A 22,774-nucleotide genomic window follows, 5' to 3' on the forward strand; every position below is an offset into this window, starting at 1 on the left:
GGTGCCCTCGTACACCTCACCGGTGTACGAGGGCACCGCGCCGTTTCAGGCCGTGTGGTCGGCCGCCAGCTCCACGAACCCGGCCCAGGCGTCGGGGCCTACGGTCATCACGGGCCCGCCGAGTCGCTTGGAGTCGCGGACGTGCACGGTGCCGGGGGTGGCGGCCACCTCGACACACTGACCGCCCTCTGCACCGCTGTAGCTGCTCCTGAACCAAGCGAGTCCCGGCTGCACAGGTGAGGTAACTGCGTTGCTCATAGCTCTCCCAGCAACTTCTCGATGAATCCCATGGTCTCTCGCGGAGTGAGAGCCTGGCTCCGAATGATCCCATAGCGGGCTGCGGCCATATGGGTCTCCTCTCGGTCCGTCAGCAGGCTGCTTCGTCCCTGGACTTCCATGTACACCAGTTGCTGCCCGGCCTTGCGGGTGATCACGGTGAAGGGGCCATCCACACCGGCGTTGTCCTCGCGGTCCAGCGGCATGACCTGGATCTCGACATTACGCTTCTGGCCGATGAGCAGCAGATGTTCCAACTGGCCACGCAGGACCGCCCTGCCGCCATGTGGACGGCGAAGGGCCGATTCCTCTAGCACGAAGCTCAACAGGGGAGCCGGCCATCGGTTGAAGATCTCATGGCGGGCCAGCCGAGCCGCCACCCGCGTTTCAATGGTTGCCTCATCCAGCAAGGGCCGCCGCATGGCCAGTACAGCCCGCGTGTACTCCTCCGTCTGTAGAAGCCCGTTGACCACCAGCGTGTCGTAGGCACAGAGCTCAACCGCCTCCGCCTCCAGGCGCGCCATGTCCCGGAAGAACGCCGGATACTGCGCCCGTGCCATCTCTTCCTTCAGGGCCTTCAGCACGCCCCCCGCGTCCAGCACCTCGTCCGCCTGGTCGATGAACCTCGGCGGCGGGATGCGCCGCCCCTGCTCAAACGAGGCGATCGACTGCGCCGCGTACCCCACCAGCTTGCCGAACCCCGCCCGCTCCAGGCCCGCCCGTGTCCGGAACAGCTTCAGTTGGCGTCCGAAGGCCGCCGCCAACCCCTGTCCCGGCTCGTCCTCCGGCCGATGGCCAACGGCCTCGACCCCCTCCGATACCGCTCCCGCGTCATCGTCCCGCACCGCCGCCACCCTTCCGCGCACGTACACCGCACCGCCCGCCCGCGTACAAGCGGAACGCGACGGCGCGTCACCCATGGTCACGCTACGCCACCACGGCCCACCGTAGAGCCATGACGAGCAACCCCGCCAACACCGCCACCCCCACCCAACCCGACATGCCCACCCACCACTTCGAGATGCGGTTCACCTCCACGCCCCGCGGCGCCCGCCTCGCCCGTCGGCTGTGCGCGGAACGGCTGCACGCCTGGGGGATCCCGTACGGCACCGAGACACACGACGTGATCGCCCTGCTCGTGGCCGAGCTCAGCGCGAACGCCGTCCAGCACGGCTGCGTACCCGGCCGCGACTTCCACGTACGGCTCACCGTCCCCGCGCAGCCCCTCGCTCCCGCGCGGATCGAGGTGACCGACACCCGCGGCGAGCGGACACCCGAGCCCGCACCACACCTCCCCGGCCCGGACCGTACCGAGGGGCGCGGCCTGCTCCTCCTCGCCGCGCTCGCCGACCGCTGGGGCTGGGGCCCGCGCCCCGGCGGGGCGCCCGGCAAGATCGTGTGGGCCGAGTGCGACCGGCAGAGTCACGACGCAAGGGTGGTTCTCGGCCATATGTGACAGACCTTCCCGCCCTTCCCTGGACGGAAGATCGCCACCCCCACCACACTGGTCCCGACATGTCGGGCCGGCCGACACCACCTCGGTACGCACGTCGGCGACAGAAACACGACGGGGCGGGGGCACGGTGCCGCAGCAGGTGATCGCCGGACGTTACGAACTCCTGGAGGAGATCAGCCACGGCGGCATGGGCGACGTCTGGCGCGGCTACGACGCCGTACTCGACCGGCCCGTCGCCGTGAAGCTCATCCGCCCCCAGGCCGTCACCTCGCCGCAGATGGCGGACGAGCTGGCCAAGCGGTTCCGGCGCGAGGCCCGGATCACGGCCCGAATCCAGCACCCCGGCGTGCCGCAGGTCTACGACGCCGTCCTCGACGACACCCACGAGCGACTGTTCCTCGTCATGGAACTGGTCGAGGGCGTCCCGCTGTCCGCCTACGTGGACCCGGCCCGGCCGCTGCCGGTGAGCTGGGCCGTGGCCGTGGCCGCTCAGGTGGCCACCGTGCTCTCGCACGCCCACGAGGTCCCGGTGATCCACCGGGACCTCAAGCCGGGCAACGTCCTCGTCGCCCGCGACGGGACCGTGAAGGTCCTGGACTTCGGCATCGCGGCCATCCTGCGCACCGACGCCACCAAGCTGACCGCGACCGGGAGCCCGATCGGGACGTCCCAGTACATGGCACCCGAGCAGGTCCGCGGCGGACGTGTCACCCCGCAGACGGACCTCTACGCGCTCGGCTGCGTCCTGCACGAACTGCTCTGCGGGCGCGCCCTGTTCCAGGCGGACAGCGAGTTCGCGCTCATGTACCAGCACGTCAGCGCCGCCCCCACCCCGCTCCGGCAGCTGCGCCCCGAGGTCCCGGGCGCCCTGGAAGAACTCGTCGTGCACCTGCTCCGCAAGGCGCCCGAGGCGAGGCCCGCCGACGTCCAGGAGGTGTACGAGCGGCTGCGGCCCTTCCTCCCGCAGGCCGGCCAGGAACCGGCGCCCGGCGAGAGCGGCCCGGCCGGAGCGCCGGACCCGACCGGGCTGTTCCGCCACCCGTACGCGCCCCGCTCCCGCCCCCGGCCCGTGGCCGCCCAAGCGCCTTCCGGGGAGGCGGCCCCCGCACCCGTCCCCGTACCGGACGGACTCAGGGCGGACATCAAGGAGGCGTACGCGCACTCCGACGCCCTCCTGGAAGAGGAGCGGTTCGCGCAGGCCGCGGAGGTGCTGAGCGAGGTCATCGAACCGGCCGCCCGCGCCCTCGGCACCGACAACCGGCAGGTGCTCGACCTGCGCACCCAGCGAGCGGCCATCCGGCTGCTGGGCGGGGACTACCGTGCCGCCCTGCCCGAGTTCAACGCGCTCGCCGACGCGTACGGGCGCATCGCGGGACCCACGAGCGCGCGGGCCCGCGCCTGCCGTGCCCAGGCCGCCCGCTGCCGCGCCGAACTCGGTCAGGTGACGGAGGCGCTCACGGCACTGGAATCAGTGCTGGCCGTCGTCCGGTCCGTGGACAGCGATGCCAGCGAGGAAGCCCTCGAACTGCGCCGTGACATCGGCATGCTGCTCCTCGCCCAGGGCCGCGCGGCCGATGCCCTGTTCGTGCTCGAACCGCTGCACGGCGACCTGAACGTCGTCTACGGGCCCGCGGGCGAGCTGACAGCGGAGATCGCCGAGGCGCTGGCACTCATACGGCTGGATCTCGACGGCCCGGAGTCCTGACGTCCGTCGGGTAGACGATCCGTGGTCGGCAAAGTGGCGGAGCCGGTGGGTGCCGCCAAGGGGGGAACGAAGTATGAACGCACAGCAGCCCAAGGGCGGAAAGCCTGACCTGAACACCCAGGTGAGGCAGGTCGGCAACGCCCTCCAGAAGATGTACGGCGAGCTGCTGGACACCAGCGACCTGGCAGCCAAGCACACAGGGGAGGCGTTCGAGATACGCCGGACCTCCAGGGCCCTGGCCGCGCAGGCCGTGCGGATCGTCACCGGATTCAGCCCGGAGGAAGCCGCCGCCACCGTCATCGACGGCGACCTCGACCAGGGCATCGACGCGATTGCCGTGGTCGAGGGAGCGAAGCCGCACGTGTACCTCGTGCAGGCCAAGTGGAGCGAGAAGGGCTACGCCAAGGGCGAGCGGAAGGCCGTACTCGAACTCCTCGCCGGCCTCAGACTCATCGACGACGAGAACTTCGCCCCGTTCAACCCGCGGGGCAGGAGGCTGGCCGAGTACGCGAAGTCCGTCATGGACCAGGGGACCGTACCCGTCACCCAGGTCGTCGTACTCATGCGGCCCGACGCCCCTGACGACGGCTTCATGCAGGTCATCAAGAACGGTGAGGACGAGTTCAACCACCACGCCAACGTTCTGGGCCACCGGATCATCCTCGCTCCGGAGGTATGGGCCTCCGTACGAGCCGACCAGGCACCCGAGCCGGTGGTCCTGACCGCCGAGCTGTTCCCCTGGTTCGGCATGGGCTCCGACGCGCTGTACGAGTCGTACCAGGGAGTCGTCGACGCCGAGCAGGTCGCCGACTGGGCGGAGCAGCACGGGACGAACCTCTTCAACCTGAACATCCGCAAGCCCCTGGGCCGGACGCCCATCAACAACTCACTGATCGCCACCCTCACCGAGGAGCCGGCCAACTTCTGGTACTACAACAACGGCATCACCGTGCTTTGCGATCGTGTGGAGAAGGTCGAACGGTCGGCACGTGCTCCCCACCAGAAGCCCCTGATGCTGACGCTGTACAACGCCAGCGTGGTGAACGGCGCCCAGACCGTACGCGCGGTGGCGGAGGCGCTGCAGAAGGAGGACGCGGCGGCCGAGGCGAAGATAGGCGTACGGATCATCGTCACGCACGCGGCCCAGGAGTTCGCCAGCGACACCACGCGCGCCACCAACCGCCAGAACAGCGTGGGCGACCGCGACTTCGTCGCCCTCGATCCCGTACAGGGGGACATCCTGGACGAGATGCGGGCGGAACTCGGCCTGGAGTACGGGGTGCAGCGCAGCGAGGTCGACCTTCCGGAGGAGTCCGGCTGCACCGTGGTCGAGGCTGCCGTTGCTCTGGCCTGCGCCCATGCCGACAGCCAGTACGCGGCCCGGATCGCGCTCGCCCTCGACCCGCTGTGGGAGCGCGGCCCGCAGGGGGTCTACGACGTGCTGTTCCGCCCGAGGCCGGGCGTCTACCTGCTGTGGAACGCCGTCCAGGTGGTCCGGGAGGTGCGCCGCTCCCTTCTCGACCTCCGCAAGCGCTATGAGGGCAGGGCCGCCGCGCTGACGGAGCACGGCACGTACCTGCTGGCCCATCTGGTCTTCCGGCTCCTCGACACCGAGGGGATCGACGAGCCTGACACCAAGCTGACCTGGGCCGGCGACGCAAAGGCGGAAACCAAGGAGATCGTCGAGCGGCTGCTGCCCGTCACCATGCAGGTCATCGACGGGCTCTCCGAGCGGCGCCCGCAGATCCGAGCCGTATGCGCGGACGTCGACCGGTGCCGAGAGGTCTCCGAACGGGTGGTGGAGGCCATGGCAGAGGGCAAGGACGGCTCCGCACCGGACACGTACCGCCGCGTCCGACCGACCCGCAGGCGTCGCCGCCCCAACGCCGTCCAGGTCCTCGTCGACAAGCGTGTACTGCCGGAGGGTGAGCCGCTCGCCCTCAGCACGGCCTACCCGACGGAAGCCGACGCGCTCAAGGACTGGCTGGCGGAAGACCCGCAGCGATCCCGGGCCACATGGACCAACCACCGGACGAAGCCCATCGTCTGGGCCGCCGACGGCAGGCAGTACTCGCCTTCCGGATTGATCACCCTCATGTGGGAGCAGGCCGCATGGGCGGAACGCCCCGTGGCCAACCAGGGCACGGCCCGCTGGGTCACCTCATCGGGCGACACCCTCGCCGATCTCGCGTGGCGGACGCTGGGCGACCTGGAGGAGCCGGACGAGTCCGACGAAGCGGGCCGCCAGGATACGGACGAGACCGACCAGTAACCACGGGAGAGAAGCCCGCCATGCCCCGCCTCGCCTTCGACATCGCCTTCTGCGCCCAGCTCCCCAAACTCCAGGGCACGGTCCGCAAGGGGGTCTTCGACGCCTGGGAGAAGTTCGAACGGCTCACACTGGACCAGCTGTTCAAGGACCCCGGCCTGAAGCTGGAGTCGCTCAAAGGCGCCCGGGACCCGCACATCCGGACGATCCGGATCGACCGCGGCACCCGAGGGGTCGTGCTGGCACCCGACAGCGGGGACACGTACGTCCTGCTGCGCGTGCTGCCGCACGACGAGGCCAACGCCTGGGCCGTCAAGCAGAAGGCGAGCATCAACACGGTCACCCGGGCCGTCGAGATCCGCGACATCGCCGTACTGGAGGAGCTCACCCCCGCATACGAGCGGATCGCCCCCGCCGCCGAGCAGCGGCTCTTCGCCCGGTTCTCGGACGGAGACCTCGCGGCACTCGGCATCGACGGGACGACCCTGCGGCAGGCCCGGGTCCTGACCAGTGCGGAGCAGCTGGAGGCCTTCGCGCCGTTCTTCCCCCAGGATCAGCGGGAGGTACTGGAGTACCTGGCCGCCGGCTTCACCGTGGAGGACGTGTGGCGCGAAGTGGTCGCCGTCAACCTGGCCGCCGCCGACAGCTCGGAGCCCGTGAACCCCGCCGACTACGAGACCGCGATCCGGCACACCCGCACCCGCATCGCCCTGGTCACCGGATCGGACGAGCTCCGGGACATCCTCGACAAGCCCTTCGCCGCATGGCGGGTCTTCCTGCACCCCTCCCAGCACAAGGTGGCCTACCGGGCCTCCTACTCCGGCCCGGCCCAGGTCACCGGAGGCCCTGGCACGGGCAAGACGGTCGTCGCCCTGCACCGCGTACGCCACCTGCTCGGCCACCTGCGTGACGGCGACCGCATCCTGCTCACCACCTACACCAACGCACTGGTGGCCGCCCTGCGTGCGGGCCTCGCCGAGCTCGTCGACGACGTGACGCTCCGGGACCGGGTGGACATCATGACCGTCGACGCGTTCGCCGGGCGGGTGCTGTCCACGTCGCGCCGCCCCCTGCGCGCCGACGAGGAGCCGGCCCGCTGGCAGCAGGCCGCCCGAGCCGCGGGCTTCACCGGGAGCCCGCAGTTCCTCGCCCAGGAGTACAGACACGTCGTCCTCGCCCAGAACCTGCGCACGTACGAGCAGTACGAAGCCGCCGAGCGCAAAGGGCGGGGCAGCGCGCTGCCCGGGGCGGCCCGACCGCCGGTGTGGGGAGCCATCGAGGAGTTCACCGCCCGGCTGGCCTCCGACGGGCTGCGGACCTACCTCGGCACCTGCACGGAGGCCGCGGACCTGCTGGAGCGGACCGGGCCGTGCTACCGGCACGTCGTCGTCGACGAGGCCCAGGACCTGCACCCCGCCCAGTGGCGCCTCCTGCGCGCGGCCGCCCCGGTGCGCCCGGACGACCTGTTCATCGCGGGCGACCCGCACCAGCGGATCTACGACAGCAAGGTCTCCCTGAAGGCGGTCGGGATCAAAGTCGCGGGGCGGTCGGCGAAGATGCGCAAGAACTACCGCTCCACACACGAGATCCTGAGCTGGTCCACCGCGCTCCTCGTCGGACGCCCCTTCGCGGAGCTTGAGGACGACGCCCGCCACGAAACCCTGCTCGGCTACCGTTCGGCCCTGCACGGGAGCGGGCCCGAGACCCATGCGGCCGGTTCCCCGGAGGCGGAGCTGGCCGCGCTCGTCACCCGCGTCCGCGGGTGGCTGGAGGACGGCATCGCACCCGGTGACATCGGCGTGAGCGCCCGCTTCAACCGGACCTGCGACCAGGTGGCGGAGCGCCTGTCCGCGGCTGGCATCCCCGCTCAGCGACTGCGGGCGGACCGGTCGGCGCTGGCCGACGCGGTGAGCGTCGGCACCATGCACTCCTTCAAGGGCCTGGAGTACCGGTGCGTCGCGGTGATCGGTGTCCATGACGGCGCTGTGCCGTTCCCCAAGGCGGTGACGCCCGTGGACATCGACCGTCTTCAGCACGAGGCCGACCTGCTGGCGGAACGCTGCCTGCTGTTCGTCGCCTGCACTCGCGCCCGCGACGGCCTGTACGTGTCCTGGGCGGGGGACCCCAGCCCCTTCCTGCTCACGGCCGGGATGTGAGCAGCAACAGACTGGCCCCGCCCCAGGGCAGCCGCAAACGGTGTCACGACAACACGAGGAGAAGAGATGGGCGAGCTCGCGGACGGCGTGGCCCGGTTGGAACGTGAGCTTGCGGAGGCCCAAGAGGCCTTGCGAGTCGTCGAGAAGGTCGAGGAGGAGATCGAAAGCGCCATGGAAGAGGTCGAGAGTGTCTGCGAGGCGCTCCACAATCTCTCATGGGAACTCGACGGAGAGATCGCCGATCACAACTATCCGGCCGTCGAACGGTATGCCTACGAGCTGTGGGGTCTGGTCGACAGCGAACGGGTTCGGCATGCCGTCGACACGGTCGCGCTGTTGACGGCGGTACGCGACGGACGTCCTCTCCCCGCCACGTCCGTAGCCGTGCTCATGCAGGGCCTGAAGGACGTCAAGGCATCGCATCCCACACTGACTCAGGAGGCACTCGACCAGGAGTTCCAGGCGGCGATGGGCCGGGCCGAGAACATCTGGAAGGAGATCTACGACGACGGCTCATGGGACAGCGAGAACGAACGCAAGGACCACCTTGCGGACCATCTGCACGAGGCAAGGCAGGAAGCGGTCTCCGACCGTGCGGTACGGGCGGGACGCTTTCTGATGGAGCTCTGCGATCACCTCGCGGAGACCGTGTGGCCGGAGGTCACGGACGGCCTCCGGGGGACGGACCTCGAAAGGGTGGCGCGGGCCCTGAAGGAGGCGTCCACGGCGGGAGAGACCGCCCCGGCGGTGTACAAGCTCTACGAGGTCAACCTTTCCGTGCAGTACGAGTCCTCCCCTTACTCGCTGGGGGCTGTGGGCGAGCAGCTGATGGCCTTCGAGTCATGGTTGGGGGTGCAGGGCCAGGGCTGACGCGCCTTCGGGAATCCGTGCTCGTCTTCCGTATGGCCAGGCGCTGGTCAGACCTTGATGACAGTGATGCGTCCGCCGCACAGGGTGGAGAGGTCCTCTGGGCCTGAGGTCAGGGTGGTGACCGACCCCGTGCTCGTAGCCCTGGGGAACAACGTGCCCGCTCACAAACGAGAAAGGCGGCATCGTGGGGGAGGCGTGCCGCGCCAAGCGCAACGGCAGGTACAGCGTGTGCTTTTGGCGTAAAAAAGGCGCTGACCTGCATTTCTGCTGGTCAGCGCCTCAACGGCACTTCGTGCGAAGTGCCCCCGGCAGGATTCGAACCTGCGCACACGGCTCCGGAGGCCGTTGCTCTATCCCCTGAGCTACGGGGGCGTGTCGCTTGTGGTGCGGCGACGGGTTGAACACTACCAGCTTCCGCAGGGTGATCAGGAACCGTTTTGTGGGGGACGGGGGAGTGGGTCGCCCGCACGGGGCGGAAGTGGCAAAAACCCGGACGCGGGGGCCCGGGCGGACCTACTCTCGAGTTGTGCCAGGCGTCTCGGGCCGGGTCCTCGTTGTCGACGACAACAAGGTCATCCGGCAGCTGATCAAGGTCAATCTCGAGCTGGAGGGCTTCGAGGTCGTGACCGCGAGCGATGGTGCCGAGGCGCTGGACATGGTGCACCGGGTGTGCCCTGACGTGATCACCCTTGACGTGGTCATGCCCCGGCTGGACGGCTTCGGGGCCGCCGCGCAGCTGCGGGCCGATCCGCGGACGCGCGACGTGCCCGTCGCCATCGTCAGCGCCTGTTCGCAGCTGGAGGTCGAGGCCGGGATCGCGGCTGGGGTCGACGCCTTCCTCGCCAAGCCCTTCGAGCCCACCGAGCTCGTACGCGTCGTGCGCCGGCTCGCCGAGCGCAAGGACCGGCGCGACGGGAGGAAAGGGGCTCCCGCCGGGAGGGGGAGGGGCTGAGCCCCGCCCGGGCTCCTGAGGGCTCCCGCCGATCAAGTCGGGCTCGCGGCGTCCGGTAGCGCGCCTTGCCCGGCTCGCGGCGTCCGGTAGCGCACATCGCCCGCCTTGTGGCGTCCGGTAGCGCGGCTCGCCCGGCTCGCCCGCCTCGCGATTCACGCCACCATGCGCCGCTTCCTGATCCGGCCTGATCGACGAGACACCCCCACGCCCGCTGTTCACATGGCGAAACCCTTCGTGGGATGACCGGGCGTCTCCCCTAGGCTGGGTCCCGTGACCCCCGCAGACCTCTCCCGTTGCGTCGTACGCGCCGTGCGCTGCGCCGTCGCGGACGGGGAGCTGGCCGCCGGGGCGGCCGCGCCCGAGCGGGTCGTCGTCGAGCGGACCCGGCCCGGCGGGGTCGGGGACTACGCCACCCCCGTCGCCTTCCAGGTCGCCAAGGCCGCCCGATGCGCGCCGCGTGACGTGGCCGGCGTACTGGCCCGCCGGCTCGGCGCCGAGCCGGGCATCGAGCGCGTCGAGGTCACCGGAGCCGGATTCCTCAACTTCGTACTGCCCGCCCCTTCCGCGCCCGCGGTCATCACCGACGCGATCATTCGCGACATCGTCATCCGGGACGTCCGCGGGGGCGCGGCCCATGTCGTTCCCGCCGACGAAAGCGGGCTCGGGCTGCGCGAGCGCGTCGTGCGGCGCAGTGTCCTGCGGCTCGTGACAGCCCAGGGCGGCACCGAGCGAGACCTGCCCGGCCCCCTGGCCGTCGCCCCCGTCGCCCGGCGCGACGGCGACGTCGTCGCCCGCTACGGCGCCGACGCCGCCTGCTGGGCGATGCTCGCCGTGCCCGCCCGGGAGACCCCCTCCTTCTCCGACGCGCTGCTGCACCAGGGCGAGGCCAACGAGTTCTTCCGCGTCCGGTACGCCCACGCCCGCAGCCGGGCCCTCGTACGCAACGCCGACCAGCTGGGCTTCCACCAGGAGCCCGGCGACGTCGACGACGCCCCCGCCCTGCTGCGCCTCCTCGCCGACCACCCCCTCGTCCTCGAAGCCGCCGCCTACCACCGTGCGCCCGAGCGGCTCGTACGGAACCTCGTCGAGCTGGCCGACGCCCTGCTCGACTTCCAGTACCGCGTACTGCCCCAGGGGGACGAGAAACCCTCGGCCGCCCACCGCGCCCGGCTGGCACTCGCCGACGCCGCCGGGACGGTGCTGGCCGGCGGCCTGGCCCTGCTCGGCATGGACGCACCCGAACGCCTATGAACCGCGAAGAGAGAAACCGATGAGCCGCTCCGCGCACCCCGCCGGCCCCCGCCACGCCGACGTCCTGCCCGAAGGGCACTACTCCCCGCCCCCCGCCGACCTGAACGCGCTCGACGAGAAGGTCTGGTCCCGCACCGTCCGGCGCGAGGACGACGGTGTCGTCTCCGTCGGCGGCATCGAAGTCACCCAGCTCGCCGAGGAGTTCGGGACCCCCGCCTACTTCCTCGACGAGGAGGACTTCCGCTCCCGCTGCCGCGCCTGGGCACACGCCTTCGGCCCCGACGCCGACGTCTTCTACGCGGGCAAGGCGTTCCTGTCCAAGGCCGTCGTGAAGTGGCTGAAGGAAGAGGGACTCAACGTCGACGTGTGCTCCGGCGGGGAGCTGAGCACCGCCCTCGCCGCCGGGATGCCGGCCGAGCGGATCGCCTTCCACGGCAACAACAAGTCCGAGAGCGAGATCCGCCGGGCCGTCCAGGCCGGGGTCGGACGGATCGTCCTGGACTCCTTCCAGGAGATCGCCCGCGTCGCGCACATCGCCCGCGAGCTGGGCGTACGGCAGCCCGTGCAGATCCGCGTGACCGTCGGCGTCGAGGCGCACACGCACGAGTTCATCGCCACCGCCCACGAGGACCAGAAGTTCGGCATCGCCGTCGCCGACGGGTCCGCCGCCGAGGCCGTGCGCCGCGCCCTCGGCCACGACTCGCTGGAGCTGCTGGGCGTCCACTCCCACATCGGCTCGCAGATCTTCGACATGGCCGGCTTCGAGGTCTCCGCCAAGCGCGTCGTGCGGCTGCTCGCCGCCGTCCGCGACGAGCACGGCGTCGAACTGCCCGAGATCGACCTCGGCGGCGGCCTCGGCATCGCCTACACCTCGAACGACGACCCCCGCGAGCCCCACGAGATCGCCAAGGCGCTCACCGAGATCGTGGCCCGTGAGTGCGAGGGGGCCGGACTGCGCGCCCCCCGGATCTCCGTCGAGCCCGGCCGCGCCATCGTCGGCCCGACCGCGTTCACCCTGTACGAGGTGGGGACCATCAAGCCGCTGGAGGGGCTCCGTACCTACGTGAGCGTCGACGGCGGGATGTCCGACAACATCCGTACGGCCCTCTACGACGCCGAATACTCCATCTCGCTCGTCTCCCGTACCTCCGACGCCGATCCCATGCTCGTGCGCGTCGTCGGAAAGCACTGCGAGAGCGGTGACATCGTCGTGAAGGACGCGTTCCTGCCGGCCGACCTGGCGCCCGGCGACCTCCTCGCCGTGCCCGCCACCGGCGCGTACTGCCGGTCCATGGCCAGCAACTACAACCACGCGCTCCGCCCGCCCGTCGTCGCCGTGCGTGACGGACAGGCGCGCGTGATCGTTCGCCGCGAGACGGAGGAAGATCTCCTGCGACTCGACGTCGGATAATGAAATAGGTGTCTCACTCATTGGACCGAGGATGGAAAGTGCTGTCCATTGAGTGAGACTGGTTCACACCCCGCGCGCAAAACCGCGCGCGGGGTATTGATGGAAGATCGAAAGGCGTAGGTCGAATGATGCGTACGCGTCCGCTGAAGGTGGCGCTGCTGGGCTGTGGAGTGGTCGGCTCAGAGGTGGCCCGCATCATGACGACGCACGCCGACGACCTCACGCAGAGGATCGGCGCGCCCGTCGAGCTCGCCGGCGTGGCCGTGCGTCGCCCCGCCAAGGTGCGCGAGGGCATCGACCCGGCCCTGATCACCACCGACGCCACCGCCCTCCTCAAACGGGGGGACATCGACATCGCCATCGAGGTCATCGGCGGCATCGAGCCGGCCCGCACCCTGATCACCACCGCCTTCGAGCACGGCATCTCGGTGGTCTCCGCGAACAAGGCGCTGCTCGCCCAGGACGGCGCCGCGCTGCACGCCGCCGCCGAGCAGCAGGGCCGCGACCTGTACTACGAGGCCGCCGTCGCCGGCGCCATCCCGCTGGTCCGGCCGATGCGCGAGTCCCTCGCGGGCGACAAGATCAACCGGGTGATGGGCATCGTCAACGGCACGACGAACTTCATCCTCGACAAGATGGACTCGACGGGCGCCGGCTACCAGGAGGCACTCGACGAGGCCACCGCCCTCGGGTACGCCGAGGCCGACCCGACGGCCGACGTCGAGGGCTACGACGCGGCCGCCAAGGCCGCGATCCTGGCCGGCATCGCCTTCCACACCCGCGTCCGCCTGGACGACGTGTACCGGGAGGGCATGACCGAGGTCAGCGCCGCGGACTTCGCGTCCGCCAAGCGGATGGGCTGCACCATCAAGCTCCTCGCCATCCTGGAGCGCGCCGCGGACGGCGAGTCCGTCACCGCCCGCGTCCACCCGGCGATGATCCCGCTCAGCCACCCGCTCGCCTCCGTCCGCGAGGCGTACAACGCGGTCTTCGTCGAGGCGGAGGCCGCCGGGCGGCTCATGTTCTACGGGCCCGGCGCGGGCGGTGCCCCGACCGCGTCCGCGGTCCTCGGCGACCTCGTCGCCGTCGCCCGCAACAAGCTCGCCGAGGCAACGGGGCCCGGCGAGTCGGCCTACACCCAGCTGCCGGTCAGCCCCATGGGCGAGGTCGTCACCCGCTACCACATCAGCCTCGATGTGGCGGACAAGCCGGGCGTCCTCGCCCAGGTGGCGACGACGTTCGCGGAGCACGGGGTGTCCATCGACACCGTAAGGCAGCAAGGTCGTCCAGACGGGGTCGGCAATGAGGCCTCCCTCGTCGTCGTCACCCACCGCGCCGCCGACGCCGCCCTCTCCGGGACGGTCGAGGCGCTGCGGAAGCTGGACACCGTGCGCGGTGTCGCCAGCATCATGCGTGTTGAAGGGGAGTAAGGACCCATGAGCAGCAATCGCACCCACCAGTGGCGCGGCATCATCGAGGAGTACCGGGACCGCCTGCCGGTGACGGACGCGACTCCGGTGGTCACGCTCCGCGAGGGTGGTACTCCTCTCGTTCCCGCGCAGGTGCTGTCCGAGCGCACCGGTTGCGAGGTGCACCTCAAGGTCGAGGGGGCGAACCCCACCGGGTCCTTCAAGGACCGCGGCATGACCATGGCGATCACCAAGGCCAAGGAGGAGGGCGCCAAGGCCGTCATCTGCGCCTCCACCGGCAACACTTCGGCCTCCGCGGCCGCGTACGCGGTGCGCGCCGGGATGGTCTGCGCGGTGCTCGTGCCCCGCGGCAAGATCGCGCTCGGCAAGATGGGCCAGGCCCTGGTGCACGGCGCCAAGATCCTGCAGGTGGACGGCAACTTCGACGACTGCCTCGACCTCGCCCGCGCACTGTCCGACAACTACCCGGTGGCGCTGGTCAATTCCGTCAACCCGGTGCGCATCGAGGGCCAGAAGACGGCTGCGTTCGAGATCGTCGACGCGCTCGGCGACGCCCCGGACGTGCACGTGCTGCCGGTGGGCAACGCGGGCAACATCACCGCGTACTGGAAGGGGTTCAAGGAGTACAAGGCCGACGGCCTGGCCTCCCGTACGCCCCGCGTGTGGGGTTTCCAGGCGTCCGGTTCCGCGCCCATCGTGCGCGGCGAGGTCGTCAAGGAGCCGCACACCGTCGCCACCGCGATCCGCATCGGCAACCCGGCCTCCTGGGACTACGCGCTGGCCGCGCGTGACGAGTCGGGCGGCCTCATCGACGAGGTGACGGACCGCCAGATCCTGTCCGCCTACCGGCTGTTGGCCGCCCAGGAGGGCGTCTTCGTCGAGCCCGCCTCGGCCGCGTCCGTGGCCGGCCTGCTCAAGGCCGCCGAGCTGGGCCTGGTGGACCCGGGCCAGCGGATCGTGTGCACCGTCACGGGCAACGGCCTGAAGGACCCCGACTGGGCGGTGGCCGGCGCTCCGCAGCCCGTCACCGTTCCGGTGGACGCCGAAGCCGCTGCCGTGCGCCTCGGCCTGGTCTGACGCACGACCGAGCGAGCCGGGTTCCGCAGGTCCCCGAGTGCCCTGACGGGCGCTCCCGGGGCCTGACGGAACCCGGCAACTCACCCCGTACGACGACACGAGTACGGCCGAAGCGGGTCCAACCCGGTCGAATCCGCGACACGCATCGTGCGCCTCCTGTGCGCCCTATGTCGCGAGAGAACCTTCCTTCGATAGGCTGTACTTACATCCGCCACCGCGCATATGACTGCGGTGCTGCCCCGAGGGCCTTCGGGTGTCGTACGTTCTCCAGTACATTCACAGCGAGCCAGCGAAGAGCGAGTCCTCGCACAGTCACAAGGAGTGTCATCGGACGATGGCCGGTCCAGCGTTCCGCGCCGCCGCCGTACGGGTGCGCGTCCCCGCCAGCAGTGCCAATCTCGGCCCCGGCTTCGACGCCCTGGGCCTGGCCCTGGGCCTCTACGACGACGTCGTGGTCCGGGTGGCCGACTCCGGCCTGAACATCGACATCGCGGGGGAGGGCGCCGACACCCTCCCGCGGGACGAGAGCCACCTGCTCGTACGCTCCATGCGCACCGCCTTCGAACTGCTGGGCGGACAGCCGCGCGGCCTGGAGGTCGTCTGCGCCAACCGCATCCCGCACGGCCGCGGCCTCGGCTCCTCCTCGGCCGCCATCTGCGCCGGCATCGTCGCCGCCCGCGCCGTCACCATAGGCGGCGAGGCGAAGCTCGACGACGCGGCGCTCCTGGAGCTCGCCACCGAGATCGAGGGCCACCCCGACAACGTCGCGGCCTGCCTGCTCGGCGGGTTCACCCTGGCGTGGATGGACGGGGGCAGTGCCAGGGCGATCCGGATGGAGCCCGCCGAGTCCATCGTTCCGGTGGTCTTCGTACCTTCCCGGCCGGTCCTCACCGAGACGGCGCGCGGCCTGTTGCCGCGGACCGTCCCGCACGTGGACGCGGCCGTCAACGCGGGCCGCGCGGGCCTGCTCGTGGAAGCCCTGACCAGGCGTCCCGAGCTGCTGCTGCCGGCCACCGAAGACCGGCTCCACCAGGAGTACCGGTCCCCGGCGATGCCCGAGAGCGTGGCACTCGTCAACCGGCTGCGGGCGGACGGCGTCCCCGCGGTCATCTCCGGCGCGGGCCCCACAGTCCTCGCGCTGGTCGACAACGACGCGGCCGACAAGGTCGCGCAGCTCGCGGGCGAGGGATGGGCGGCGAACCGGCTCGCACTCGACGCCGCGGGCGCGAGCGTTCTTCCGCTGGGCACCCAGGGCGGCTAGTCCTGTCGCGTGACAGGACCAGTCGGCCAGGGGCGGGCGGCCAGGGCAGGCCGCCCGCGCGGAAGAGCGCGATTGCCGGTGATTGAGAGGGGGAATATCTATTGGATCCGGTAGTGTTAGTCTCAAGTGCGCATCGGAAGCCGCCATGGCTCGGTGCTCAGTGTCCCCATCCGGGACCACATTTCTTCCGGGAGCCTCCCCGACTGCTTTGATCACTCCAGCAGTTTCGAGCACGCTCCGGAATCGGCGTGATTTTCCCACGCTTTCCAGCTCGGGGGCTTCTCGCCGGAACCCACGCACGTTTCTTTCCGCCGTATCTCTATCGGCGGACCACCGCCCCGGCACGGTCCACACCAAGGACCGTTGCCGGACAGCACAACCGGTCGCCGAGCCAGACAGGCCGACGTCCGCTCCAGGGAAGGACCCTTCGTGAGCGACACCACCGATCTGATGGGCGCTGCCGACACCTCTGTCGACACCAGTGCCCCCGCCGCGGGCGCCGCGGCCGCCCCTGCCGGACGGCGGCGACGCACCGGCACCGGCCTTGACGGCATGGTTCTCGCCGAGCTGCAGCAGGTCGCGTCGGGCCTCGGCATCAGGGGCACCGCGCGGATGCGCAAGAGCCAGCTGATCGAGGTCATCAAGGAGGCGCAGGCGGGCAGCGGTGCCCCCAAGGCCGCCGCCTCCGCCGCCGCGGACACCGCCGAGGCCAAGCCGAAGCGCCGCGCCACCAGCAAGGCCCGTACGGCTGCCGCCGAGGCCGCACCGGCGGAGGCCCCCGCGGCGCCCGCCGAGAAGCCCGTCGCCGCGCAGGCGCAGATCGAGATCCCGGGCCAGCCCGCAGGGGGTCCCTCCCGCGCGAGCGCAGCCGAGAGTGCGGGAGAGGACGCCCCGGCCGGCGAGCGCCGCCGCCGTCGCGCCACGGCCCCCTCCGGCAGCCCGGAGGGCTCGGCCCCCGTCTCCGTACAGGTCGAGCAGAAGGCCGACGCGGCCACAGCCACCGCGCCCGCCGAGACCAAGGCCGAGGCCGCCACGGCGGTCTCCGCCGGCCAGGCCCCGGGCCAGGACGGCGAGGGCCGCGGCCGCCGCGAGCGCCGGGAGCGCGGCGACCGCCAGCGCGACCGCCGTGACCGTGGCGCCAAGGCCGACGAGCAGGGCCAGGGCGGCCAGGGCCAGCCCGCGCAGGGCGGCCAGGGCGGCGGCCGGCAGGACCGCGCCGACCGCCAGGACCGCCAGCAGCAGGGCGGCCGCGGTCAGGGCCAGGGCCAGCAGGGTCGCCAGGACGGCGGCCCGCAGGACGACTTCGACGACGAGGGCGGCCGCCGCGGCCGTCGCGGCCGCTACCGCGACCGCCGTGGCCGTCGAGGCCGCGACGAGTTCGCGCCGAACGAGCCGCAGGTCGCCGACGACGACGTGCTGATCCCCGTCGCGGGCATCCTCGACATCCTGGACAACTACGCGTTCATCCGGACCTCGGGCTACCTGCCCGGCCCCAACGACGTGTACGTCTCCCTCGCCCAGGTCCGCAAGGCGGGTCTGCGCAAGGGCGACCACACCACGGGTGCCGTGCGCCAGCCCAAGGACGGCGAGCGCCGCGAGAAGTTCAACGCCCTGGTGCGCCTCGACTCGGTCAACGGCATGGCGCCCGAATCCGGCCGCGGCCGACCGGAGTTCCAGAAGCTGACGCCCCTGTACCCGCAGGACCGGCTGCGCCTGGAGACCGACCCGGGCGTGCTGACCACCCGCATCATCGACCTCGTGTCGCCGATCGGCAAGGGTCAGCGAGGCCTGATCGTGGCCCCGCCGAAGACCGGCAAGACCATGATCATGCAGGCGATCGCCAACGCGATCACCACCAACAACCCCGAGTGCCACCTGATGGTCGTCCTGGTCGACGAGCGTCCGGAAGAGGTCACCGACATGCAGCGGTCGGTCAAGGGCGAGGTCATCTCCTCGACCTTCGACCGCCCGGCCGAGGACCACACCACCGTCGCCGAGCTGGCCATCGAGCGCGCCAAGCGCCTCGTCGAGCTGGGTCACGACGTGGTGGTCCTGCTGGACTCCATCACCCGCCTGGGCCGCGCGTACAACCTCGCGGCGCCCGCCTCCGGCCGCATCCTGTCCGGTGGTGTCGACTCGACCGCGCTGTACCCGCCGAAGCGCTTCTTCGGTGCCGCGCGCAACATCGAGGACGGCGGCTCGCTGACCATCCTGGCCACCGCGCTCGTCGACACCGGCTCGCGCATGGACGAGGTGATCTTCGAGGAGTTCAAGGGCACCGGCAACATGGAGCTCAAGCTCGACCGGAAGCTCGCCGACAAGCGCATCTTCCCGGCCGTCGACGTCGACCCGTCGGGCACCCGCAAGGAGGAGATCCTCCTCAACGCGGAAGAGCTCGCCATCGTCTGGAAGCTGCGCCGGGTGCTGCACGCGCTCGACTCGCAGCAGGCGATCGAACTGCTCCTCGACAAGATGAAGCAGACGAAGTCGAACGCCGAGTTCCTGATGCAGATCGCGAAGACGACCCCGTCGGGCAAGAACGACGACTGAGGCCGGCCGTCCGGCGTCCCGCGCCGGACGTGAGGCATCACCGCAAGCAGCCCCCGCCGCACACCCGCGGCGGGGGCTGCTGCGCGTTCTCCGGTAGCTGGAGGGGCCGCCTGGAGCGGCACCCGGTGCGGCCCCGGACGCGCTCCCGGGACCGCGTCCGGACCTCGTGCGGACCTCGTGCGGACCTCGTGCGAGCTTCGCCACAGGACATCCCGGCGCAGGCATCCGGCGTACGCGCGGAAAGCGCAGGTGAGGAACGCGCAACGCAGAGTTTTGCCCGGGTTCGTGCGCAGTGGCAGCCGTACGGGGGATTACGGCGGCCATGGAACCCTTCAGGACATTCGCCCGTCTGTGTCAGAGGACCCGCGGGGCGGAGGGCGGGCCGGTGCGCACCAAGGGGCCGCGACCGAAGACGAGGACTGGGGACCAAGGATGACCGAGGACAGCAAGGGCCGCGGCCGGCGGGCCGCAGGCCGGCGCCGGCGCAAACCGGCGGCGCGCCGCAGGGCCCTCACCGCGGCCGCGTGGAGCGCCGCCGCGGTGGTCCTGCTGGGCGGGGCGGGCCTGGGCTACTTCTACTTCAAGCTCAACGGCAACCTGAAGACCGTCGACATCGACCAGGCACTGGGCACCGACCGCCCCGCGAACGTCGACAACGGCTCGATGGACATCCTCGTCCTCGGCTCCGACTCCCGCGGCGGAGCCAACGGTGCCTACGGCGCGGACGACGGCGGCTCCGCCCGCTCCGACACGGCGATGATCGTCCACCTGTACGAGGGCCACGAGAAGGCCGCCGTCGTCTCCATACCCCGCGACACCATGACCTCCCGCCCCGAATGCCCCACCGGCAAGGGCAGGAGCGACCCCGGCGGCAAGCGCCGGCAGTTCAACGAGGCCTACACCGTCGGCGGCGCGGCCTGCGCGGTCAAGACCGTCGAGAAGATGTCGGGGATCCGCATGGACCACTACATCGAGGTCGACTTCACCGGCTTCAAGAAGATCATCGACACCCTCGGCGGGGTCCAGGTGACCACCACCCAGCCGATCAAGGACCAGTACAGCCGCCTCGACCTCCCGGCCGGCCCGAACCAGCTGAACGGCGAGCAGGCCCTCGGCCTGGTCCGTACCCGCCACGGCGTCGGCGACGGCGGCGACCTCGGCCGAATACAGCTCCAGCAGGCCTTCATCAAGGCGCTGATCAAGCAGGTCAAGGGCGTCGGCGTGTTCGACAACCCCAAGAAGCTCTTCGACCTTGCCGACGCCGGGACCAAGGCGCTCACCACCGACAAAGCGCTCGGCGACGTGAAGTCCCTCGCCGGCTTCGCCCAGAGCCTTCAGGGCATCGACGCCCAGGACATGCAGATGATCACCCTGCCCGTGACCACGGACGCACTCGACGCCAACCGCGTCACCCCGCTGCAGAAGGAGTCCAAGATGGTCTGGAGCGCCCTGCTGGCCGACCGCCCCATCCCGGCCGAGGCCACGGTGAACTCCACCGGCGACAAGAGCGCGGCCGCAACCGTCGTCCAGTAGGCGGCCCGCCCGCCTCCGCCCCCCTGCCGGCCGCCCCGGCTCCTGCCGGCCGCCGCCCGCAAGGCCTCGGAGCCCGCCGGAATAGACGCGGACCCGCTGCCGTTGAGCAAGACGTCCTCAGAATTTTGACAGGCGGCCCGGTCCTGGCAGACTGGTCCGTCGGCCCCGGTTCACGCAGTGCGCAATTCGGCTCCTGCGACCCGGCGCCCTCCCGAATCTAGGAGACGCCTTGAAGCGCGATGTTCACCCCGAGTACGTCGAGACCGCGGTCAGCTGCACCTGCGGCGCGTCGTTCACGACCCGTAGCACCCTGACCGAGGGCACCATCCGTGCCGAGGTCTGCTCCGAGTGCCACCCGTTCTACACGGGCAAGCAGAAGATCCTCGACACCGGTGGCCGTGTGGCCCGCTTCGAGGCGCGCTTCGGCAAGGGCGCGGCCAAGAAGTAGCGCGACCCAGGCGCCGGTCTCCGGCCGCCCCCTGTCCACTCGGGGGCGGCCTGACCGGCGCCTTTGTCGTCGTATCGCCCGTCCCCCCGTGCAGTCCCCCCGCACTTTCACCACAGGAGTCCCCCGATGTTCGAGGCGGTCGAGGAACTGGTTGGCGAACACGCCGACCTCGAGAAGCAGCTCGCCGACCCTTCGGTCCACTCCGATCAGGCCAACGCGCGCAAGCTGAACAAGCGCTACGCGGAGCTGACCCCGATCATCGCTACCTTCCGTGCCTGGAAGCAGACGAACGACGACATCGAGACGGCGAAGGAGCTCGCGGCCGACGACCCGGACTTCGCCGCCGAGGTCAAGGAGCTGGCGCACACGCGCGACGAGCTCACCGAGAAGCTCCGCCTGCTGCTCGTCCCGCGCGACCCCAGCGACGACAAGGACGTGCTCCTGGAGGTCAAGGCGGGTGCGGGCGGCGACGAGTCGGCCCTGTTCGCCGGCGACCTGCTGCGCATGTACCTGCGCTACGCCGAGCGCGTGGGCTGGAAGACCGAGATCATCGACGCCACCGAGTCCGAGCTCGGCGGCTACAAGGACGTCCAGGTCTCCGTCCGCACCAAGGGCGGCAACGGCGCCACCGAGCCCGGCCAGGGCGTGTGGGCCCGCCTGAAGTACGAGGGCGGCGTGCACCGCGTCCAGCGCGTTCCGGCCACCGAGTCCCAGGGCCGCATCCACACCTCAGCCGCCGGCGTGCTCGTCACCCCGGAGGCGGAGGAGGTCGAGGTCGAGATCAACGCGAACGACCTCCGCATCGACGTGTACCGCTCGTCCGGCCCCGGCGGCCAGTCCGTCAACACCACCGACTCGGCCGTGCGCATCACGCACATCCCCACCGGTGTGGTCGCCTCCTGCCAGAACGAGAAGAGCCAGCTCCAGAACAAGGAGCAGGCCATGCGCATCCTGCGCTCCCGTCTGCTGGCCGCCGCCCAGGAAGCCGCCGAGCAGGAGGCCTCCGACGTGCGTCGCAGCCAGGTCCGCTCCGTGGACCGGTCCGAGAAGATCCGTACGTACAACTTCCCGGAGAACCGGATCTCTGACCACCGCACCGGTTTCAAGGCGTACAACTTGGACCAGGTGCTCGACGGCGACCTCGACGCGGTCATCCAGGCCTGCGTGGACACCGACTCCGCGGCCAAGCTCGCCGCCGCGCACTGACCGAGACCCGCACCACCCCCCGTACGACAGCAGCCCGGAGGACCAGCGTGAACTTGCTGCTTGCCGAGGTGGCCCAGGCCACCCAGCGGCTGGCCGCCGCCGGCGTGCCCTCACCGCGCTTCGACGCGGAGGAGCTCGCCGCCTTCGTGCACGGCGTCAAGCGGGGGGAACTGCACCACGTCAAGGACGCGGACTTCGACGCCCGCTACTGGGAGGCCGTCGCCCGCCGCGAGGCGCGCGAGCCGCTCCAGCACATCACCGGGCGCGCCTTCTTCCGGTACCTGGAGCTCCAGGTCGGGCCCGGGGTCTTCGTACCCCGGCCCGAGACCGAGTCGGTCGTGGACTGGGCCATACAGGCCGTCCGGGCGATGGACGTCGTCGAGCCGCTGATCGTCGACCTGTGCACCGGCTCCGGCGCCATCGCACTGGCTATGGCGCAGGAGGTGCCGCGCTCGCGCGTGCACGCGGTCGAGCTGTCCGAGGACGCCCTGCGGTGGACCCGCAAGAACGCCGAGGGCTCCCGCGTCACCGTCCACCAGGGCGACGCCCTGAGCGCGCTGCCCGAGCTCGACGGCCAGGTCGACCTGGTCATCTCCAACCCGCCGTACATCCCGCTCACCGAGTGGGAGTACGTCGCCCCCGAGGCCCGCGACCACGACCCGGAGATGGCGCTCTTCTCCGGCGAGGACGGACTCGACACCATCCGGGGCATCGAGCGCACCGCCCACCGGCTGCTGCGGCCCGGCGGCATCGTCGTCGTCGAGCACGCCGACACCCAGGGCGGCCAGGTCCCGTGGATCTTCGCCGAGGAACGGGGCTGGGCCGACGCGGCCGACCACCCCGACCTGAACAACCGCCCGCGCTTCGCCACGGCCCGCAAGGCCCTGCCGTGACCGGCGCGACGACTTCCGCCACCCCCCTGC

Annotated in this window: 18 protein-coding genes and 1 tRNA gene; 16 read left to right on the top strand and 3 right to left on the bottom strand. The window is 70.9% G+C overall.

From position 1 onward, the window contains the following. Positions 1-45 precede the first annotated feature (45 nt). Both ACFWFZ_RS04325 and ACFWFZ_RS04330 read right to left on the bottom strand, forming a co-directional pair. The gene (locus tag ACFWFZ_RS04325) at positions 46-258 is read right to left on the bottom strand and encodes a DUF397 domain-containing protein (RefSeq protein ID WP_387116449.1); all 213 of its coding nucleotides are present in this window, start codon (positions 256-258) and stop codon (positions 46-48) included. After that, entirely contained in the window at positions 255-1,196 is a 942-nt protein-coding gene (locus ACFWFZ_RS04330) for a helix-turn-helix domain-containing protein (RefSeq protein WP_387117292.1), read from the bottom strand. Before ACFWFZ_RS04330 ends, ACFWFZ_RS04325 begins: the two co-directional genes overlap by 4 nt. Positions 1,197-1,231: 35 nt before the next feature. On the opposite strand from ACFWFZ_RS04330, the gene ACFWFZ_RS04335 reads away from it, so the two are divergent. The 5 genes from ACFWFZ_RS04335 (at position 1,232) to ACFWFZ_RS04355 (ending at position 8,732) form a co-directional block, all read left to right on the top strand. Next, positions 1,232-1,732 (top strand): ATP-binding protein, encoded by a 501-nt coding sequence (locus tag ACFWFZ_RS04335; protein WP_387116452.1) that lies wholly within the window; start codon positions 1,232-1,234, stop codon positions 1,730-1,732. Positions 1,733-1,859: 127 nt separating this feature from the next. Continuing rightward, the gene (locus tag ACFWFZ_RS04340; protein WP_387116454.1) at positions 1,860-3,437 is read left to right on the top strand and encodes a protein kinase; all 1,578 of its coding nucleotides are present in this window, start codon (positions 1,860-1,862) and stop codon (positions 3,435-3,437) included. Positions 3,438-3,510: 73 nt separating this feature from the next. After that, entirely contained in the window at positions 3,511-5,709 is a 2,199-nt protein-coding gene (locus ACFWFZ_RS04345) for an AIPR family protein (protein WP_387116457.1), read from the top strand. A 20-nt stretch (positions 5,710-5,729) separates the two neighbouring features. Further along, positions 5,730-7,862, top strand: a complete 2,133-nt coding sequence (locus ACFWFZ_RS04350) for a UvrD-helicase domain-containing protein (protein WP_387116461.1) — start codon at positions 5,730-5,732, stop codon at positions 7,860-7,862. Between the two features lie 66 nt (positions 7,863-7,928). Continuing rightward, entirely contained in the window at positions 7,929-8,732 is an 804-nt protein-coding gene (locus ACFWFZ_RS04355; RefSeq protein ID WP_387116464.1) for a hypothetical protein, read from the top strand. A gap of 300 nt (positions 8,733-9,032) precedes the next feature. On the opposite strand, the gene ACFWFZ_RS04360 is transcribed toward ACFWFZ_RS04355, so the two are convergent. Further along, positions 9,033-9,104: transfer RNA gene (locus ACFWFZ_RS04360), tRNA-Arg, on the bottom strand. Positions 9,105-9,186: 82 nt separating this feature from the next. Between ACFWFZ_RS04360 and ACFWFZ_RS04365 the strand changes: the two genes are divergently transcribed. The 11 genes from ACFWFZ_RS04365 to prmC all read left to right on the top strand — a co-directional run bounded on the left by ACFWFZ_RS04365 (position 9,187) and on the right by prmC (position 22,744). Further along, a complete protein-coding gene (locus ACFWFZ_RS04365; protein ID WP_387117294.1) occupies positions 9,187-9,684 on the top strand; it encodes a response regulator in 498 nt (165 codons plus the stop codon). Between the two features lie 270 nt (positions 9,685-9,954). Further along, complete coding sequence (gene nrtL, locus ACFWFZ_RS04370) at positions 9,955-10,935, top strand: ArgS-related anticodon-binding protein NrtL (protein ID WP_387116467.1); 981 nt, start codon at positions 9,955-9,957, stop codon at positions 10,933-10,935. Positions 10,936-10,954: 19 nt separating this feature from the next. Next, positions 10,955-12,346: a diaminopimelate decarboxylase gene (gene lysA, locus ACFWFZ_RS04375; protein ID WP_387116470.1), complete on the top strand. Its 1,392-nt coding sequence runs from the start codon at positions 10,955-10,957 to the stop codon at positions 12,344-12,346. Positions 12,347-12,471: 125 nt separating this feature from the next. Next, positions 12,472-13,776: a homoserine dehydrogenase gene (locus tag ACFWFZ_RS04380; RefSeq protein WP_387116473.1), complete on the top strand. Its 1,305-nt coding sequence runs from the start codon at positions 12,472-12,474 to the stop codon at positions 13,774-13,776. A 6-nt stretch (positions 13,777-13,782) separates the two neighbouring features. Next, positions 13,783-14,853, top strand: coding sequence for a threonine synthase (gene thrC / locus ACFWFZ_RS04385; RefSeq protein WP_387116476.1), 1,071 nt, complete (start codon positions 13,783-13,785; stop codon positions 14,851-14,853). Positions 14,854-15,187: 334 nt separating this feature from the next. Next, the gene (thrB, locus tag ACFWFZ_RS04390) at positions 15,188-16,114 is read left to right on the top strand and encodes a homoserine kinase (protein WP_387116479.1); all 927 of its coding nucleotides are present in this window, start codon (positions 15,188-15,190) and stop codon (positions 16,112-16,114) included. 429 nt (positions 16,115-16,543) lie between these two features. Beyond that, complete coding sequence (gene rho / locus ACFWFZ_RS04395; RefSeq protein WP_387116482.1) at positions 16,544-18,664, top strand: transcription termination factor Rho; 2,121 nt, start codon at positions 16,544-16,546, stop codon at positions 18,662-18,664. Positions 18,665-19,096: 432 nt separating this feature from the next. Further along, a complete protein-coding gene (locus ACFWFZ_RS04400) occupies positions 19,097-20,197 on the top strand; it encodes an LCP family protein (RefSeq protein ID WP_387116485.1) in 1,101 nt (366 codons plus the stop codon). Positions 20,198-20,426: 229 nt separating this feature from the next. After that, the gene (gene rpmE / locus ACFWFZ_RS04405) at positions 20,427-20,645 is read left to right on the top strand and encodes a 50S ribosomal protein L31 (protein WP_030008686.1); all 219 of its coding nucleotides are present in this window, start codon (positions 20,427-20,429) and stop codon (positions 20,643-20,645) included. A gap of 126 nt (positions 20,646-20,771) precedes the next feature. Next, on the top strand, positions 20,772-21,851 hold the full coding sequence (gene prfA, locus ACFWFZ_RS04410) for a peptide chain release factor 1 (protein WP_387116489.1): 1,080 nt from the start codon (positions 20,772-20,774) through the stop codon (positions 21,849-21,851). 47 nt (positions 21,852-21,898) lie between these two features. Next, positions 21,899-22,744: a peptide chain release factor N(5)-glutamine methyltransferase gene (prmC, locus tag ACFWFZ_RS04415; RefSeq protein ID WP_030660273.1), complete on the top strand. Its 846-nt coding sequence runs from the start codon at positions 21,899-21,901 to the stop codon at positions 22,742-22,744. Positions 22,745-22,774 lie beyond the last annotated feature (30 nt).

The organism is Streptomyces sp. NPDC060232, assembly GCF_042726555.1.
Lineage (GTDB): Bacteria > Actinomycetota > Actinomycetes > Streptomycetales > Streptomycetaceae > Streptomyces.